General features: G+C 63.6%; 15 protein-coding genes. 11 read left to right on the forward strand and 4 right to left on the reverse strand.

Annotation, left to right across the window (positions count from 1 at the left end):
* Positions 1–126: 126 nt before the first annotated feature.
* Complete coding sequence (locus EA473_RS04860; protein ID WP_124194542.1) at positions 127–1,482, forward strand: cytochrome P450; 1,356 nt, start codon at positions 127–129, stop codon at positions 1,480–1,482.
* Positions 1,483–1,576: 94 nt separating this feature from the next.
* On the opposite strand, the gene EA473_RS04865 is transcribed toward EA473_RS04860, so the two are convergent.
* Positions 1,577–2,065 (reverse strand): cupin domain-containing protein, encoded by a 489-nt coding sequence (locus tag EA473_RS04865; protein WP_124194543.1) that lies wholly within the window; start codon positions 2,063–2,065, stop codon positions 1,577–1,579.
* A 213-nt stretch (positions 2,066–2,278) separates the two neighbouring features.
* On the opposite strand from EA473_RS04865, the gene aspS reads away from it, so the two are divergent.
* The 5 genes from aspS to EA473_RS04890 all read left to right on the forward strand — a co-directional run bounded on the left by aspS (position 2,279) and on the right by EA473_RS04890 (position 11,449).
* Positions 2,279–3,583: an aspartate--tRNA(Asn) ligase gene (gene aspS / locus EA473_RS04870; protein ID WP_124194544.1), complete on the forward strand. Its 1,305-nt coding sequence runs from the start codon at positions 2,279–2,281 to the stop codon at positions 3,581–3,583.
* A 221-nt stretch (positions 3,584–3,804) separates the two neighbouring features.
* A complete protein-coding gene (locus tag EA473_RS04875) occupies positions 3,805–4,641 on the forward strand; it encodes a pantoate kinase (protein WP_124194545.1) in 837 nt (278 codons plus the stop codon).
* A 268-nt stretch (positions 4,642–4,909) separates the two neighbouring features.
* The gene (locus tag EA473_RS04880) at positions 4,910–7,807 is read left to right on the forward strand and encodes a DUF1508 domain-containing protein (protein ID WP_124194546.1); all 2,898 of its coding nucleotides are present in this window, start codon (positions 4,910–4,912) and stop codon (positions 7,805–7,807) included.
* A 99-nt stretch (positions 7,808–7,906) separates the two neighbouring features.
* Complete coding sequence (locus tag EA473_RS04885) at positions 7,907–8,683, forward strand: 4-phosphopantoate--beta-alanine ligase (RefSeq protein ID WP_124194547.1); 777 nt, start codon at positions 7,907–7,909, stop codon at positions 8,681–8,683.
* Positions 8,684–9,406: 723 nt separating this feature from the next.
* Positions 9,407–11,449, forward strand: a complete 2,043-nt coding sequence (locus tag EA473_RS04890; protein ID WP_124194548.1) for a right-handed parallel beta-helix repeat-containing protein — start codon at positions 9,407–9,409, stop codon at positions 11,447–11,449.
* A gap of 58 nt (positions 11,450–11,507) precedes the next feature.
* On the opposite strand, the gene EA473_RS04895 is transcribed toward EA473_RS04890, so the two are convergent.
* Positions 11,508–12,170, reverse strand: a complete 663-nt coding sequence (locus EA473_RS04895; protein WP_124194549.1) for a hypothetical protein — start codon at positions 12,168–12,170, stop codon at positions 11,508–11,510.
* A 130-nt stretch (positions 12,171–12,300) separates the two neighbouring features.
* Here EA473_RS04895 and EA473_RS04900 point away from each other — a divergent pair, with 130 nt between their 5' ends.
* From EA473_RS04900 to EA473_RS04915, 3 genes are all read left to right on the forward strand, one after another.
* The gene (locus EA473_RS04900) at positions 12,301–12,588 is read left to right on the forward strand and encodes a HalOD1 output domain-containing protein (RefSeq protein ID WP_124194550.1); all 288 of its coding nucleotides are present in this window, start codon (positions 12,301–12,303) and stop codon (positions 12,586–12,588) included.
* A gap of 350 nt (positions 12,589–12,938) precedes the next feature.
* Complete coding sequence (locus tag EA473_RS04905; protein WP_124194551.1) at positions 12,939–13,919, forward strand: tyrosine--tRNA ligase; 981 nt, start codon at positions 12,939–12,941, stop codon at positions 13,917–13,919.
* Positions 13,920–14,242: 323 nt separating this feature from the next.
* On the forward strand, positions 14,243–15,181 hold the full coding sequence (locus EA473_RS04915; protein ID WP_124194553.1) for a biotin--[acetyl-CoA-carboxylase] ligase: 939 nt from the start codon (positions 14,243–14,245) through the stop codon (positions 15,179–15,181).
* Positions 15,182–15,220: 39 nt separating this feature from the next.
* Here the strand turns inward: EA473_RS04915 and EA473_RS04920 are convergent, their stop codons facing one another.
* Both EA473_RS04920 and EA473_RS04925 read right to left on the reverse strand, forming a co-directional pair.
* Positions 15,221–15,697 carry a universal stress protein gene (locus EA473_RS04920; protein WP_124194554.1) on the reverse strand — a complete coding sequence of 159 codons (477 nt, stop codon included), beginning with the start codon at positions 15,695–15,697 and terminating at the stop codon, positions 15,221–15,223.
* Between the two features lie 85 nt (positions 15,698–15,782).
* Positions 15,783–16,805, reverse strand: a complete 1,023-nt coding sequence (locus EA473_RS04925; RefSeq protein WP_124194555.1) for an amidohydrolase family protein — start codon at positions 16,803–16,805, stop codon at positions 15,783–15,785.
* A 227-nt stretch (positions 16,806–17,032) separates the two neighbouring features.
* Here EA473_RS04925 and hisH point away from each other — a divergent pair, with 227 nt between their 5' ends.
* Positions 17,033–17,749 (forward strand): imidazole glycerol phosphate synthase subunit HisH, encoded by a 717-nt coding sequence (hisH, locus tag EA473_RS04930; protein WP_124194556.1) that lies wholly within the window; start codon positions 17,033–17,035, stop codon positions 17,747–17,749.
* Between the two features lie 35 nt (positions 17,750–17,784).
* Positions 17,785–18,195, forward strand: coding sequence for a hypothetical protein (locus EA473_RS04935; protein WP_124194557.1), 411 nt, complete (start codon positions 17,785–17,787; stop codon positions 18,193–18,195).
* Positions 18,196–18,271 lie beyond the last annotated feature (76 nt).

The following is an 18,271-nucleotide window of genomic DNA, read 5'->3' on the forward strand; positions in this document are numbered from 1 at the left end:
CTCGCACCGACAGTCGCGGCAATCGGCCTACCGAGTACGGTTCGGACCGGGACGACACACATATAAATACACCTAGTATGATCGGGTATAGACGGAGGGGGCTGGCCCGCCTGGGTGAGACCAACCGTGAGTAGCGACACCTCCGAGTTTCGAAACGGACCTCCGCCTGGACCCGACGGACTACCGATTCTCGGCAATCAACTGGCGTTTCTCCGCGATCCGTACGGGTTCATGACTCGGACGGCCCACGAGTACGGCGACGTCGCCTACTGGGAAGACCCCGGTGGCCCGGTCTACCAGATCAATCATCCCGACCACATCGAGCAGGTACTCGTTTCGCGAAACGAGCGGTACGTCAAAGGCGAAGGATTTCAGAACGTCCTCCGACCGATCACAGGTAACGGGATTCTGAACAGCGAAGGGGCGGTCTGGCGGCGCAACCGCCACCTCATCCAGCCCGCGTTTCACCCCGACCGAATCCGGGAGTACGCGACGATGATGACCGAGTTCACCGGAGACGCCCTCGAGAGCTGGGAGGAGGGACAGACGCGTCACGTTCACGAGGACATGATGGAGGTGACGCTGAAGATCGTCGCCCGCGCGCTGTTCGGCGCGGACGTCGACGACCACGTCGACACCGTCGGTTCTGCGCTCGAGGAGTTCATGGTGGCCACGGAGAGTCTCGCTCACTTCGTCCTCCCGCCGTCCGTTCCGACCCCCGCTCGCCTGCGGATTCGTCGCGCCCGCGAGCGCCTCGACGACGTCGTCTACGGGCTCATCGAGGAACGCCGGGAGAACCCGACGGAGAACGACGTCATCTCGAAACTTCTCGAGGGGGAGACGGCCGGCGAGGGGGACGCACGACCGATGTCGGTCGAACAGATCCGCGACGAGGTCGTCACGCTCTTGCTCGCCGGTCACGAGACGACGGCGCTTTCGTTGACGCTGACGTTCTGGGCGCTCGCGACAAACCCGGCCGTCGAGGAGAAACTCGTCGCCGAACTCGAGGATGTCCTCGATGGCCGGCCGCCGACGATGGACGACCTGTCGGATCTTTCTTACACCGAACGAGTCGTCAAAGAGTCGATGCGGCTGTACCCGCCGGTTCCGGGAGTCGTCCGCGAACCGGTCAAGCCGGACGTGATCGGTGGCTACGAGGTTCGGCCCGGATCGACGGTTCGAATGCACCAGTGGGTTGTCCACCGCGACCCGCGGTGGTACGACGATCCGCTCGCGTTCCATCCGGAGCGCTGGACCGACGAAATGGAAGAAGGCCTCCCGAAACTCGCATACTTCCCGTTCGCCGCCGGCCCGAGGCGGTGTATCGGCGACCGGTTCGCGATGCTCGAGGCGCGGTTGATCCTCGCGATGGTCTACCAGCGTTACCACCTCGAACTCGTCCCCGGGACCGACCTCGACCTGCGGGCGACGATCACCGCGCGACCGAAACACGAGATTCCGATGACCGTCTACGAGCGCTGAACGAGATTCCGATGACCGTCTACGAGCGTTGAGGTGCTCTCGTGGGGTGGGTCCTCGAGCCTGCGATACCTCTCGGTGGATGACGGCCCGCTGGTTATCGCTCGTCGTCTTCCTCCCAGTAGTCGACGGTGTCCTCGAGGTCGTAGAACCCGGAGAACGTGCGTTCGCCCCGGCTTCCTGGCGGTGCGCCGGCGAACACCCCGAACTTGCCCATCTCCGGATAGATCGTGATATCCGGTTCGGTCATCGTCGACACCATCAGGTACCGGAGGGGCTTTTCGCTCTCGTTTCTGATCTGGTGGCTGCCGTCCTCGTTAGCCGGAAGCGCGACGTAGTCGCCGGCCTCGAGCGGCTTTTCGCCGTCCTCTCTACGCAGAACGCCCTCCCCATCGAGAACGAAGACCGCTTCCTCGTTCGCCGTGTGGTAGTGATACGGCCAGGAGCGCTCGCCCGGCGGCAGTTCGTACAAGCTGCAGCCGATGTCGTCGGCGTCGACGGCGTCTGCGAGCTGTTTCCGTCGGAACGTTGACTCCCCGCGGTCGTACTCGGTCCACTCGAGGTCGTCCTCGTTGATCGAGTTCATCGGTCACGGCTACTCATGACCTCGATAACAAGCCATCGAATGCTACAGAGCGCGTCGAGGGAGCGAGACGGATTCTCGTTCGTCTCGCCGGACCTCAGATGGCCCATGGTCGACCGGTACTGGGAAAAACGCGAGGAGATCAACACTGGGTTGGTCGCGAGACGACGAGCCCGAACGGTTGCGCTTAAGTTTCGGCTACGTGAACCGGGTGGTATGCAGGACAGAACTTACACGGCCGACGCCGAGCCGGGCGACGACGTCACCGTCGCTGGCTGGGTCCACGAGATCCGCGACCTCGGCGGGATCGCCTTCTTGATTCTCCGGGATTCGACCGGCAAGATCCAGATCAAATTCGAGAAAGACGAGATGGACGACGACCTCGTCGAAACCGGTCTCGACGTCTCTCGAGAGAGCGTCATCTCGGTCTCGGGTGGGGTCGAAGAGGAACCGCGCGCGCCGACGGGCGTCGAAGTCACACCGGAGTCACTCGAGGTCGTCTCGGCGGCCGATCCGGAACTGCCGCTCGATCCGTCCGGGAAGGTCGACGCCGAACTCTCGACCCGCCTCGACAACCGGACGCTCGACCTGCGCAAAGACGAGGTGCAGGCGGTTTTCGAGATCCGCGCCGAGATCCTTCGTGCGGTCCGAGAGAAGTTCCGCGAGTACCGCTGTACGGAGATCAACACGCCGAAGATCGTCGCCACCGGTACCGAGGGCGGTACCGAGCTGTTCCCGATCACCTACTTCGGTGAGGAGGCGTTTATGAACCAGTCGCCACAGCTGTTCAAACAGCTGATCGCCGGCTCGAACGTCGAGCGCGTCTTCGAGATCGGCCCCATCTTCCGCGCCGAAGAGCACAACACGCCGCGACACCTGAACGAGGCGACCTCGATCGACTTCGAGGGGGCGTTCTGCGACGAGAGCGACGCGATGGACGTCGCGGAAGGGGTTATCAAAGCCGCCTACGAAGCGATCGCCGAGAACTGCAGCGAGGAACTCGAGGCGCTCGGCCTGGACGACGAGTTCGAGGTCCCCGAGGGCGAGTTCCCGCGACTCAGCTACGAGGAAGCGATCGAGCGCATCAACGCGACCGGCGAACTGGACGAGCAACTCGTCTGGGGCGACGACCTGCCGACCGAGGGCGAGAAGGCACTCGGCGACGACGTCGGCGGCCACTACTTCATCACGGACTGGCCCAGCGAGATCAAGCCGTTTTACATCCAGGACCACGACGACGACGAGCAGCTCTCGACCGGCTTCGACCTGATGCACCCGCGGATGGAACTGGTCTCGGGCGGCCAGCGTGAACACCGCCACGAGCGGCTTATCGAGGGCTTCGAACAGCAGGGCCTCGATCCCGACCAGTTCGAGTACTACACCAAGATGTTCAAATACGGCATGCCACCCCACGCCGGCTTCGGCCTCGGCGGCGAGCGCCTCGTCATGACGATTCTCGGCCTCGAGAACATCCGGGAAGCGGTGTTGTTCCCGAGAGATCGCCAGCGTTTGTCGCCGTAGACGACAAACCTGGAAGCCAGCAGGGCGTGGCGAACGTAGAGAGCCACGTCTTGCAGGACCGACAACGGCTTTCGCCGTAAGGGTCGCGTGGGGGTTCGCGGGACCGTCTCCTGCGTGACCGCCGGAGACCGACCTCGTAAGACGGCGTTTCTGAGAGCCGCCACGACGACACCCGCCTCGACAGCGAGCAGTATATAACGAGCGAGTCGCAAGGACCGCCAATGCGCGAGGAGGCGACGGCGTTCGTTCCGGGTCACATCACGGGCTTTTTTAGCACACACCCCGACGAGGACCCGACGAAAGCCGGATCTCGAGGAGCGGGGGTGACGCTCACCCGCGGCGTCGAGGTGACGGTCGAACCCGAACCGACGGAGTCGGCTTCGACCGTCGTTCTCGACGGCGACGAGATCGAGATCGAACCGGTGACGACCGTTCTCGAGACGCTCGAGGCGACCGCTCGCGTCGAGGTCGACTCCGAACTTCCATTGGGGGCAGGCTTCGGCGTCTCCGGTGCGACGGCGCTCGGGACGGCGCTTGCGGCCAACCGCGTTTTCGATTGCAAACTCTCGTCGAACGAACTCGTGACGATCTCACACGGGGCCGAAGTACGAGCCGGAACCGGGCTGGGCGACGTGGTCGCGCAGGCTCACGGTGGGGTTCCGATCCGCCTAGAGCCCGGAAGCCCGCAGGTGAACGAACTGGACGCGATTCCCGCTCGAGCGCGCGTCGAGTACGTCTCCTTCGGCGAACTCTCGACGCCGGACGTGCTCTCGGGCGATACCGACGAGCTCAGCGCCGCCGGGACGGAAGCGCTCTCGAGAGTCGTCGAGGAACCGACGCTCCTGTCGTTCATGTACGCGTCCCGCCTTTTTGCACGCGAAGCGGGGTTGTTGACCGAGGACGTCGCGCGGGCGATCGGTGACGTCACCGACGCCGGCGGACAGGCGTCGATGGCGATGCTCGGGAATACGGTCTTCGCGCTCGGGACGGGACTCTCCGACGCCGGCTACGATCCAGACGTCTGTACGACCCATCCGGCCGGTGCGATGTTGCGGTGAGGACTGCGGCCGGACAGGGCCCATATCGAACTAATATTGCCGGACGAAACGCTGCACGCACTGAGCGGACTCGAGCCGTGAGCAGCGTGTGCTGACGTCTATCCGGCATTACGGCGGTCAGGATCTCACCGCCCAGTGAAATCGTTCCGAGTGAATTCGAGGAAATCGTTCCGAGAGACGATAACTCATTTTGCGCCTGACAAAATTGTTATTTGACACGTTGACGTAAATTTATTAGTCACTGTTCTAGTTCTTCGCTACGTTTCCGATGACTTCCACAACGAAGCTACACCAGGATCTGTTTCGCCTGTACGAACACTACGTCGGCGAACCCGACTCGAAAAAGGACGTCTACGGCTACTGGCTGTTCATTCTCGGCTACCTCATCGGTGCCACGGGGGTGTTCGCCTTCGTCGTTGGCTACGCGGGCGATACGGGTTCGTACGTCCTCATTCGGGTTTCGGGCGTCGCGGCCGCGACGGGACTGTCGCTGTGTCTGTTCGGCCTCGTCCTCATGTTGCCGGTGAGAAAACGCGGGATACAGGCGAGCGTCGTCGGCGTCGCAATCGCGCTCGTCGGCGTCGCCTCCTTCGCCGTCGTCTACCCCCACGACTGGCGGGGCCACGGTGCCGACTGGAGCGTCGAAGTGATCGCGATCTACGCGGTCGGCATCGGAATAATCGCCGGCGTTACGGCCCTCGTCCCGGTCGTCACCGGCCAGCGGGGAATGTTCGTCGAGGAAGAAGGCCAGACCGAAGATCCGCCGATTCTCACCGGCGACGCCCTCGAGGGTGCGCAGTTCGCCGTCTTTCGGGACGGGGACGGAGACTGGCAGTGGCACGTTCTCCACCTCGAGGCGCTCGCGAAAAGTACGGACAGTGCCGTGACGCGGCCGGCGGCGACGGACGGAATCGAGCGAGTCAAATCCCAGATCAGTTCCGCGGGACTGATGGAACTGACGACGTCGGCGTTTCGCCTGTACGAGGACCGTGAAGAAAACTGGCAGTGGACGCTCGCCCGCGACGACGGGAGCGTCATCGGTACCTGTTCGCGCGAGTTCGACCAGCGTGACGACGCCGAAGGGGCGGTAAGCCTCATCAAGGACCGCGGGCCGGGAGCCGACGTGATCGAAATCGAGAACGCGGCGTTTACCTACACCGAAGAGCGCGATCAGTGGTACTGGCAACTCATCGACGACGAGCGCACGCCGCTTGCCTCGAGCGACGTCGGTCACCGAAGTCAGGAACGCGCCGAGGAGGCCGCCCGGACGTTCGCGGAACGGTTCGAACACGCCCGCGTGCTCGACGTCGAACACGTCGGGGCCGAACTGTACGAACGCGATGGTGGCTGGACGTGGCGTCTCGTCGACGGCGACGACGACGTCCTCGCCACCGCCACGGACGAGTTCGACGGGCGTCGCGACGCCGAGGAGGCCGTCGAAGCGCTTCTGGCGGAACTGGAGTCTGCGTCGATCACCACCGCCGGAGAGCCGGTCCACGAACTGTACCAGACCGGCGAGGACTGGCACTTCCGGCTCGTCGACGACTCCGAACACGTCGTCGCCCGCAGCCCGGACGGAGACGAGCGGTACGTCGACACGAAGCATCGAGCGGAACAGTTCAGCGAGGGCGCTCGCGAGGCGGACGTCGTCGAGATCGACGACGCGGAGTACGAGGTGTATCCCGTCGGCGACGACGCGGAGTTGACGTTCGACGAGGCGGAGGCGTCGGAGGCGGCGGCGGCCGGTCGGGAACTCACGGCCGACGGCGGCGTCGTGGAAGCCGATGACGACGCCGGGCCCGAGTGGAACTGGCGACTCGTCACGGACGACCGGGAGGTCGTCGCCGCGAGCACCGAACCACACGCGGACACCGAGTCGGCGACGGCGGCCATCGATCGGGTTCGCGAGCAAGCGAGCGAAGCCGACCTCATCGAGTTCGAAAACGCGGCGTTTCAGGTGTACGAGGCCGACTCGGGCGAGTGGCGGTGGCGACTCATCGACGAGGACGGTAACGTCCTCGCCGACAGCGGCGAAGAACACACCTCGCGAAGCGAGGCTGCCGAAGCGATGATGACGCTGAAAGAGCAGGCCCCGAACGCCGAATTACTCGAGATCGAAACCGCCGCGTTCGAACTGTTCGAAAACGAGGACGACGAGTGGGGCTGGCGGCTCATCGACGAGGGAGGCAAGCTCGTCGCCGAGGATCCGGCGACACACCCGACCCGCGAGGCGGCGAGGGCGGCGATGGACCGACTGCTCGAGCACCTGGACACGTCGGTCAGGACGATGGAACGTCCCATCTTCCAGCCGTACGCCTCCGAGGACTGGCACTGGCGATTCGTTTTACCGAACGGCGAAATCGTCGCCGTCTCCGCCGACCGCTACCCGACGCGAGACGACCTCGTCGACCAACTCGAGCCAATCCGGGAGGCTGCAGCCACGGCGAAACGATACATGATCGGCGACGTGACGGTCCAGCTTTACGGGACCGACGACTGTCAGTTCCGGCTGCTCGATCGCGACCGCGAGACGCTCGCCGACTCCGACGTCTCCTACGCCGACCACGAGGAGGCACGGGCGGCGGTCCAGACAATCACGGAAAACGCTGCCGACGCGCCGGTGTTCTCGATCGAAGACGCGGTCGTCCGACTCGAGAACGATTCGGAGTGGTCGTGGCGTCTCGTCGACCGGGAGCGTGAGGAAATCGCCAGCGCGGTCGAGACGGTCCCGGACAAAGACGAACTGCTCTCGACGGTCGAAACCGTCCGCCAGCTCGCACCGCGGGCCGGCAGAGTCGACTTCGACGTCGCCTCGTTCGAACTCATCGCCGACGAGGAGGGGCGGTGGCGCTGGCAGCTTCTCGACGAGAACGGACGAGCGATTGCGAACGGGTCGGAGACGTACGCGTCGAACGAGGCCGTCCGCGAGGCGGTCGCGGACGTCCGGGAGCTGATCGACGCGGCGAGCATCCTCGAGATCGACAGCGTCTCCTTCGAACTTCACGCGGCCGAGGACGAGGACGGCTGGGTGTGGCACCTGATCGACGAGTACGGAACGACGATGGCAGAGAGCACGCAGGTCTACGACACCCGGACCGACGCCCGTGACGCGATGAACGGCGTCAAAGCGCACGCCCCCGAGGGCTGGATCACGTTCACTGATTGAGAGAGCGGTCTCGACCCGCTCGAGGAACCCACGGGAGGTCTTCGCGAACACGTCGAACGAATCGGTCCGCTTTTTATCGCCGGTGTCCAGTCGTCTCTCGTGAGCGAGTACGACACCGTCTCCGCCGAGGTCGAACACGAAGAGGAGATTCCGGAGGACCACCCCAGATACGAGGACCTGCTCACCCGCCACCGGATCGAGCGCGGCGTCGAGAAGGGGATCACCCACCTCCAGGGGATGCACGCCGAGGGCCGCGGAAGCGCCTTCGATTACCTGCTCGGGGAGGAGACGATTCCGAGCGCGGTCGAAGCCGAACGCGCGGCCGCGGCGCACCTCCTGCTCGCCGACCACCCAGTTCTCTCGATCAACGGCAACGTCGCCGCGCTCGTCCCGGCGGAGATGGTCGAACTCGCCGACGTCGTCGACGCCGACCTCGAGGTCAACCTCTTCAACCGGACGCCCGAGCGCCTCGAGGCCATCGCCGACCACCTGCGCGAACACGGTGCGGAGGACGTAAAGGGCCTCGAGGCGGACGCCCGGATCCCCCGACTCGACCACCAGCGCGCGAAGGTCGACGCCGACGGCATCTACGACGCCGACGTCGTGGTCGTCCCGCTCGAGGACGGCGACCGAGCCGAAGCCTTAGCGGAGATGGGCAAGACCGAGATCGTCATCGATCTGAACCCGCTGTCGCGCTCGCCCCAGGTCGCCGAGGTGCCGATCGTCGACAACATCATCCGCGCGGTGCCGAATATAACCGAGCACGCACGGGATCTGGCGGACGCAAGCGGGGAAGAACTCGAGGCAATAGTCAAGGAATTCGACCGGAAACGGGCGCTCGAGGCGGCGGAAGAGCGGATTCGAAGCGGATTATGATCCATCACGCCGCTACTTTCGTGACGACCGTTTAGTTATTTCTAACCTTACTTCTCCTGATAATTATATACGAGAACATATTAATGAACAATACTGTACAAAGGAGGAAGAGAATTAATTGGAGCAAAAATGATGGTGTTAGTGAATAGGCTATAAGTAAGCCAATAACCGCCGATATTCCTCCTACGGTCGCTCTAAGTAAAGAGTTCTCGATGGTCCACGGTGAGTCCCACAGTAGTGAACTGATTAGTTGAATTATTTCTCTCATCCTCCTATTATACTCCCACTTACAATTTCGCCAGTCAGCTGGTAATAATATTGCTTTGTATGGCTGTCAAAAACACTTGTCAAGAGTTCCATTCTTTTTCCCCTACTATTGATATCGACCTGTACTGGGATTCGCGGAACTTCGACCGGGAGGTGGCGCTCGAGGCGGCCGAAGAGCGGATCCAAAGTGGACTCTAACCCGGTCTCATACGGATTACTGTAACTGTTTACCGGCGCACCCGCGACTCGGCCGACGGGTGCGCCGGTAATGATTTGACAGTAAACCGTATCAACCGACGTCCGAGTCACGTCGAAACGCGTTTTGGTCCCCGTTCGGCCGACATCTATTTCCCCCCTTGACTGATCGTTTTACAACGATCGGACGAACCGTGTTTCGAAGGGAAATCGCCTCTGTGAGTCGGCTCGAGACGGGACGCCAGCGGTGGCGATGAGTCCATGTCCGGGACCACCGCAACCCACCTCGTGTTCTTCGTGGCCGTGCTGGCCGTGTCCTCGGCGGTCGGGATAACTGTGATCGGACAGACCCACGTGGTCAGCGACGCGATCGAGGAGTACGGATCGACGTACGTCGAGGAGGTCGAGACCCAGATCGCCGTCGTCAGCGATCCGGAGAGCCCCGGGGCTATCTACGACTCACGGGACGCGAGCGACGACGTAACGATCCTGGTCAAGAACGTCGGCACCCGCTCGATTCCCCTCGAGGGAAGCAGCGTCGACATCGTTGTCAATGGGGAGTACGTCCCCGATCCAACCGTCGAGAGCGCCAGCAGTGAATCCACGACGAACTGGCAGCCGGATTCGACCGCACGAATCACCTTCGACCGGGAACTCGAGTCGGGAACACACCGGATACTCGTCGGCGTCGCGTCGAACGAAGACGCCCTCGAGTTCGAAGTACCGAATCCCGGGGAGCCGGACGCGGTGTCCTACGAGGCCGACCCAGCCAACGAAACTGTCGACGAGGGTGAGACGATTACGTACACGGTGACGGTCGAGGACGGCTACGGCGACCCCGTCAGTGAAGGCTTCGAGGTGGAAGCCGACGCGACGGACGGGTTCGACGTCGAGATCAACGACGACGGTGCGGTGACGACCGAAATGACCGACTCCGACGGGCGGGTCACGTTCGAGGTGACGTCCGACACGCCCCAGGACGACGTCGACGTCGTGTTCACCGAACAGATGCACGGAAATTCGGAGACCGGCCAGGCCACCTGGGACGGTGAACAGGAAGAGGGGTCGCTCTCCGGAACCGTCACGACGGGGACGGAAGACGGCGACGACGATGACCTGGAGGGCGAAACGGTGACGATCGAGAACAGTCCGGAACGGACGACGACGATCGAGGCCGACGGGAGCTACGACTTCGATTCCGTCGAGGGCGGCGAGTACACGCTCTGGATCGACGCGGACGGCCACCGGTACTACGAGACGACGGTGATCGTCGACGGCCCGACGACGAAAGACGTCTCGCTTCCCGGCAACGTCGAAAACGTCGAGACGGGGGCGAGTTACACGTCACTCGGTACTGGGGCTTTCGCCCTCGAGGACGGAGAGACACTCGAGCTCGCCGAAGCCGTCTACGACGAGTCAGACGGCGGCTCCTCGGCCGTGACCGTCACCAACTCCGACGTAACCATCCGTGCTCTCGGTGCTCGAGATGGGACGGTTCTCGACGCGGCCGGTGCCGAGACTGGCCTGTCGATCGAGGGGGAGGACGTCTCCGTCGATGGCCTGACCGTCAAGAACGTCGCCCCGTCCGGAACCGGGGTTCACCTCGCGTCCGCTCGCGGTTCGTCCCTCGCGAATCTCGAGGTCGACGACGCGGGGATCGGCGTCGACGTAGACGCCTCGAACGAGGTCGCGATCGAGGACCTCGAGGCGAGCGGGAACGACGACGCCGGCGTCCGCGTCGGGGACAGCGACGAGGTCGAACTCGAGTACGTTCACCTCTCCGGTAACGGAGACGGAATCCGGGTCACGGAGGGCGGCCAGTTTACGGTCACGTACGCAACCGTCACCGACAGCGACGGAGACGGATTGAACGTCTCCGACAGCGACGGACTCACGGTCAGATCCAGTAGCTTCCTCAGAAATGAGGACAACGGAGTCTACATTCGGGACAGCAACCGCGTCACGGTCGAAAACAGCGAAATGCGTGAAAGTGGCCGGGACGGGGTTCTCGTCCAGGCCGACGAGAGCGATATCAGCCTCGACGAAGGACACTTCCAGGTGTCGTCCAACAACATCGAAGACAACGACGGATACGGAATGTGGGCCGAAGACGGAGACACACCCGTCGACAACGACGAACTCGGGGACGGGACGATCGACCTCGAGGCTGGAAAGCTCGGGGCCGGGTCCAACTGGTGGGGCCACGAAGACGGGCCCCAGGCCGAGGGCGCAAACGGCGTGAGTGAGGAAACCGTCGAGTTCGAACCGTACGCGACGGATCGAATCCAGCAGGCAGGCTCGTAAGCGACCGACTCTCGACGACGATAGCTGCTCTGGCCGAAAACGGTGGAAATCGATCCGGTCAGGACCGGTCTACGATTCCCGGTGATATCGTGTTTCGTCCATCGTCCTGATCGGTTTCGTCGTTGCTGTCACGATCGTCGTCGCCTCCGATCGGGAGTCGGTCTTCGACCCCCGCGAGCGCTTCTTCGACTCGGTAGTACGACAGCGAGAGGTACTCGCTCGCCTGCCTCGAGAGCGAGTCATCGACCTCGTACTCGATACCCGTTCCCTCGAGTCTGTCGCCGTCGTAAGCCGTAAGAAACCGCCGGGCCAGTTCGACCCCTTTCTCGGCGTCGTACCCGCGTGCGACGTAGTGTTTGTACGGGTGGCGGATCCACGAACACTCCCAGTGGGCGTAGACGTCGACTCCCTCGGCGTCCTCGAGGTCGTGGAGAACGACGTGAAGCTGGTAGTCGGCCAGTGGCGACGACCGCCACACCCACGACCCCTCCGAGGTGTTGCCGTCCATGCGTACTTTCAACGAGGCGATCGGGTTTCGCGAGAAGCCGAGTTCGGCGAGAATTTCCTCGAGCGTCTCTTCCGAGCAGTTCGTGGTCAGCGCGTACTCGTCGGCGGTCGTATGGCTGATCGCGTAGCCGTCGAAACTCCCCTCGAGCAGGTAGTGTATCTGGGGGAGGAAACTCCGCCGGACGGCGTTGACGAAATCCTCTCTGTATCCCATCGCTCGAACCTGACGGCTACCGGACGGATGAGAACTCGGCAGGCACTTTCCGACCGGTTGCCGATTGGTATGGGCGACCTGCAGAAGCCGGTGTAAGCGTTAGGGAGGCGAACAGCGTCGTGTGTGACAGATGAGTGAGCCGACCGACCCGAGCGACGGACACGTCGTGGCCCGCCAGGAACTCGACACCGATCGAGACGCCCCAGCGACCCAGATCGTCGAGACGATCGCCGCGCTCGAGAACGCCGATCCGATCGAACTGTCACCCGTCTACGACTGCATCGACGACCTCGTCGCCGACCTTCTCTCCCCACCGCCGTCCGACGAAGCCGACGCGAACCTCGCGTTTACCTACCACGGGTATCGAGTCCACGTCCAGCAGGACGGCACAGCGACGATTCTCCGGTCCGGGAGGTAATCCACGTCGCGGAGACAAACCCACGTCGTGAAGACGAAATCGATCCGATCGCTGAGGGAGTCTCGTAGACGTTCATACTCGCCTTCCGACGAACCGAGAGACAACGCCGAAGTCCGGGCCCGGAATCAGCGGGTGGCTACGATACTCCCTAACTGCCCGCTCGCTCGAGCCACCCTGCTTGCGATCGGTGTGCGAATCGTTACAGTAAACCGTATTAATTGTCACTATAGCTACCATATCCCGGGGGGCGATACAGGACAGAGCCGAGTCGGTGTCGACAGCGATCCATCGGTCGTGCGAACGGAGTTCACAAAGTCATAAATCCGTCCACTGATTCCGATCAGACAGCAATGGATACCTACGAGCTGATCACGCGAAACGCCGAGGAGGTCGTCACCGACGAGGAGGTGCGAAAACTCGCCGACGATCCTGCGGACAAACGCGCCTACGTCGGCTACGAGCCCTCCGGCGTACTCCACCTCGGCCACCTGCTGACGGCGAACAAACTCATCGACCTGCAGGAGGCGGGGATGGAGACCGTCGTCTTGCTCGCGGACGTCCACGCCTACCTCAACGGCAAAGGCACGTTCGAGGAGATCCGCGAGACCGCAGCGCAGATGAAAGCCCAGTTCATCGCCTACGGCCTCGAGGAGGAGCGAACCGAGTTCGTCTACGGCTCGGAGTTCCAGCTCGAGGAGGAGTACACGCTCGATCTGCACGAACTCGAGCTCTCGACGACGATGAACCGGGCCCAGCGGGCGATGGCCGAACTCCAGTCCGGAGAGACGGCGAAGGTGAGCCACCTCGTCTACCCCCTGATGCAGACACTCGACATCCAGTACCTCGACCTCGACCTCGCGGTCGGCGGACTCGACCAGCGCAAGGTCCACATGCTCCACCGCGAGGAGATTCCGGACCTGGGATACGAGGCGCGACCCTGTCTCCACACCCCGATCATCGCCGACCTCACCAGCGGCGAAGGGAAGATGTCCTCGAGCGAGGGCGTGACGATCTCGATGGAAGATTCGACCGAGGACTTAGAGGAGAAGGTCAACTCGGCCTTTTGCCCGCCAACTCGAGAGCCCGACGGCGACCTCGAGAACCCCGTGCTCGAGTTGTTCGAGTACCACGTCTTCCCGCGGTTCGAGGAAGTCGTCGTCGAGCGACCCGAAAAGTACGGTGGGGACCTCACGTACGGGGACTACGAGACCCTGGCCGCGGACCTCGAGTCGGGCGAGCTCCATCCGGCGGACGCGAAGGGCACACTCGCGAGTTACCTCGACGAACTGATCGCACCCGGCAGGGAGAAACTTCGCGAACTCCGATCGTAAGACGTCGACTGTCGCCCACCGCGAACCACCAACCGTCGCCCACCGTGAACCACCAACCGTCGTCCTGATCGGGGTCTCGAGCGAGACGACCATCGGCGAAGGAAACAGAAACAGAGTTCGACTGCGCCGATCCACAGCTCGGTGCCACACCGTCGACACGCGAACGTCGTCTCGTACTCCTCGAATCGGTCGCGCACTTCCCGACCGGACGTCTCGCAGTATCTCCATCGTTCTCCGCGGTCGAGACGACGAAAAGAGACGAGGACGTGTACGATCGGGATCGATCCTTCCGATTGAAGTGCGATCGGCCCCCTCTCGAGGGCATGAACGAGACGCGACGCACGATCCTCGAGCGAATCGGCGACGGCCCGGTTTCGGGACCCGATCTGGCCGCAGACCTCGAGATTTCCCGCGCGGCCGTCTGGAAGCATATCGAGGGGCTCCGCGACGCCGAGTTCGACATCGAGAGCGGGCCGAACGGCTACGAACTGGTGGCGGTCGACGCCTACAACGGCCCGGCCGTCGAGTACGGTCTCGAGGCCCCGTTTTCGATCGAGTACCACGACTCCGTCGGAAGCACGAACGAACGCGCCAGAGCGCTCGCGGTCGAGGGCCGGGCGGACGTCGCGGTTCTCGCCGACGAACAGACCGGCGGCCGGGGCCGCCTCGAGCGCGAGTGGGCCTCACCGTCCGGCGGCGTCTGGGTGAGCGTCGTTACCCGGCCGGAGATTTCTCCCTCTCGAGCACCTCTCTTTACGCTCGCCGCCTCCGTGGCCACGGCGCGCGCCGCTCGAGAGGCGAGCGTCGACGCGCGGATCAAGTGGCCCAACGACGTGGTCGTCCCGGTCGGGGAATCGGGCGAGTACCGGAAACTCGCGGGTGCACTCACGGAGATGGAAGGCGAGACGGATCGTATCGAGTGGCTCGTCGTCGGAGTGGGCATCAACGCAAATCTAGACCAGGAGGCGCTCCCCGACGGGGCCACCAGCATCCGCGAGGAGGCCGGTGACGTCGACCGTCGACGATTCGTCCAGCGATTGCTCGAGGAGTTCGACCGCTATCGAAACGACCTCGAGGGGGTCGTCTCCGCCTGGCGAGAGCTCACGCTGACACTCGGCCAGCGCGTTCGCGTCGATCGGCCCGCAGGCGAGGTGATCGGCGAGGCCGTCGACGTCACCGGGAACGGTGCGCTCGTCGTCGAGAGCGACGACGAACGAGTGGTGGTCTCCGCGGGTGATTGTGAACACCTTCGACCGATCTGACGGCTTCGGGATCCGTCCGACAGCGAAACCGGCTCGAGGTTACTCGACCGCAACCTGTGGCTGATCGGCCCCGTCGCCGACGCGTTTCGGATCGACGTTCACCGTCAGCACCGGAACCTGTGCGTTTCGCACGACTCGTTCCGTGACGCTGCCGAGCAGGAGTCTGTCGATGCCGCCGCGGCCGTGTGTCCCCATGACGACCAGATCGCACGTCCCAGGGGTAGCCTCCTCGACGATGACGCGACTCGGCGATCCCTCGAGGACGGCGGTCTCGACGTGGACGTCTTCGGGGGCGATTTTCTCGACGCGTTCGACTGCCGCCCGACCCTCTTCGCGAAGCGCGTCGCTGATTCCTTCCCACGCAGTCTCCATCGGCAGCCCACCGTACCCGGCCGCGTTGACGACGTAGATCGCCCGGATCGTCGCGTCGTGGGCGGCCGCGAGATCGAACGCGTACTCGAGTGCGTGTTCGACCTCCGACGAGCCGTCGGTCGGGACGAGAATGCAGTCGTACATCGTGCTATATGTTCTCATAACACGCGATACCCTAATAAGAGTATCGTGAGATGATCGGCGACCACGCGCCGCGGTGAGTCACCGGCTACGGATCGAGGATAACCTCGCTGACGTCGTCGACCCCTGCCCGCCTAACGACGGCGCGAACCGGGTCACGGACTCCATCGAGGTTATTCGATTCGCCGTCGAGGACGAGCAATCGGGCCTCGTATCCGGGTTCGATCAGGCCACACTCGAGGCCGGCGATCTCGGCCCCGTTGATCGTCGCCATCCGGAGAATCTCCGGCGCGGAGAGATCGGAGACCTTCGAGAGGACCGCCATCTCGCGGAACATCGAGGGCGAGTTCAACATCACGTTGTCCGTTCCGAGCGCGAGCGTCGTCCGTTCGGACAGTTCCGCGTACGGCGAGAGGCCGACGCCGGTGACGAGGTTCGACCGCGGGCAGACGACGATCGGAACCCGACTGTCTGCGATTCGCTCGAGATGGATCTCTTTGGGATGGACGACGTGGACGAGAAACTCCGGGTCGAGATCGAGCGCCGGGTTGATGTCGCTCTCGTCGACCTCGCCGGCGTGGATGCCGAACGGTTTTCCGGCCTCGCGGGTGGCCGTTCGCTCCCGGTCGAAGCTGTCGTCGTTTGCGCCACTCGCACCGAACCCGTCGCCCACCTCCATCGCGTCGATCGAGCCGCGGGCGAACGCGAGCGCGTCGATCTCGAGACCGTCGGCGGCCTCCCGGAGCATTCGAACGCCGTCGACGTCGCCTTCGCGAAAGTCCAGGCAGGCCGCCGTACCGCTTCGTTCCATGAACCGAAGCGACGTCCGCATGGCGTCGACGAGTTGTGCTTCCGTCGCCTCCCGAAGCAGACGGTGTTTCAGGCCGTCCGGCGGGGCGACGAGTTCCTCGAGGGAGAGTCCGCGGCCAGCCTCTTTCGCGATCGAGTCGCCGATGTGGGTGTGGGCGTTGACGAACGCCGGAACGACGATGTCCGAGCTTTCGACCGATTCCTCTTCGATCGACGCGATTCGGCCGTCGTCGCCGACGACGAGTCGCCCTTCGATCGCGTCGAACTCCCGCCCCCGCAGGATCGTTCCCGTAAGTTCCATACCGGATAGTTCGGCGTCGGTCCCTTCAACCGTTCGGCGCACCGTCCGGTTTATAGTAGCCAGTGAACGTCATTGCACACCCGATCGCCAGACGGATCGGCGATCGATGTGTAAATCGTTTCAGTTGTTACTATATGTATCCCCTGCCGAGTTGACCCGACGGGTGACGAGTCACCTCCCGTTGCACGAAAGGTAACGCACTTTAGCACACCGCCTCGAGTATCGGTATGAGCATTACCACGTCCGATAGCGAGGAAACCCTCGCCTCCGTGGTCGTCGTCGACTACGGGCTCGGGAACCTTCGAAGCGTCACCCGCGGCCTCGAGCGGGCTGGTGCCGACGTCGAGATTACCGACGATCCGGACTCCTTCGCCACGGCCGACGGCGTCGTCCTCCCCGGCGTCGGCGCGTTCCGCGAGGGCGTCGAGAACGCCGATCCGATCCGCGACGAACTGCTCGCGGTCGCCGAAAGCGAGACACCGCTGTTCGGTATTTGTCTCGGGATGCAGATGCTGTTGACCACGAGCGAGGAGGGCGACAACGAGGGCGAGTCGGCCGTCCGTGGGCTGGATCTGATTCCGGGAACGAACGTCCGCTTTGCGGACGGCCAGAAGGTCCCACACATGGGCTGGAACGAACTCTCGGTCGAGCGGGACCACCCACTGGTAGAGGGCGTCGACGGCGTCACATCGGAGGCGCGACGGGCGAACGGGCCCGCGGGCGGGTCCGTCGACGGCGAGTACGCCTACTTCGTCCACTCCTACTACGCGAATCCCGACGACGAGGACGCGACAGTGGCGACGACCGACTACGAACGCGAGTTTCCCGCCATCGTCGCCAACGACGACGGCACCGTCTTCGGCACCCAGTTTCACCCCGAAAAGAGCGGCGAGACCGGGCTTCGGATCCTGCGAAACTTCGTCGATATCTGCGCGGATGGGTAGCCAATTTTATTGTTACCCACGCGGTTGAGCGACGTATGTCTCGATCCAATCGTCGAGGGAGTCTCCTTCTCGGTGCCCTGATCGTCGTCTTCTTCCTCTGGTCGGTGCCGGACACCGCCGATGTGATCGCCGCCGATCCCACGTCGCCGACGAGCGTTGCCCTCGTCGTTGCAGGCGCGTTGATTCTCGTCGGCGGGGTCGCGTTCGTTCTCGCCGGAGTCTCGGACCGGCTCACGGTCGCCGGACGGACGATCGAGTGGTGGGAGTTTCAGGGCGTCGGGTTCGCCGCTCTCGGTGTATACATGGCCGTTTCCGGCCTCACCCAGTCCTCGTTGGCCTCGGTTCTCGGCGTTTCGATGATCGTCGCAGGAGCAGGATTTCTCGGGTTCGGCCTCTATCGTCTGCGAAGCGGAGTCCCGACGGAGGACGCGGCCGCGTCGGTCTGATACGGACTCCAACACGTACGGGAGTGCGATGGTGGAAACGACTTCGATCGGTCGGGAGCCGTCTCCGGGGTTGTCG

It is taken from the genome of Natrarchaeobius chitinivorans (assembly GCF_003841505.1).
Lineage (GTDB): Archaea > Halobacteriota > Halobacteria > Halobacteriales > Natrialbaceae > Natrarchaeobius > Natrarchaeobius chitinivorans.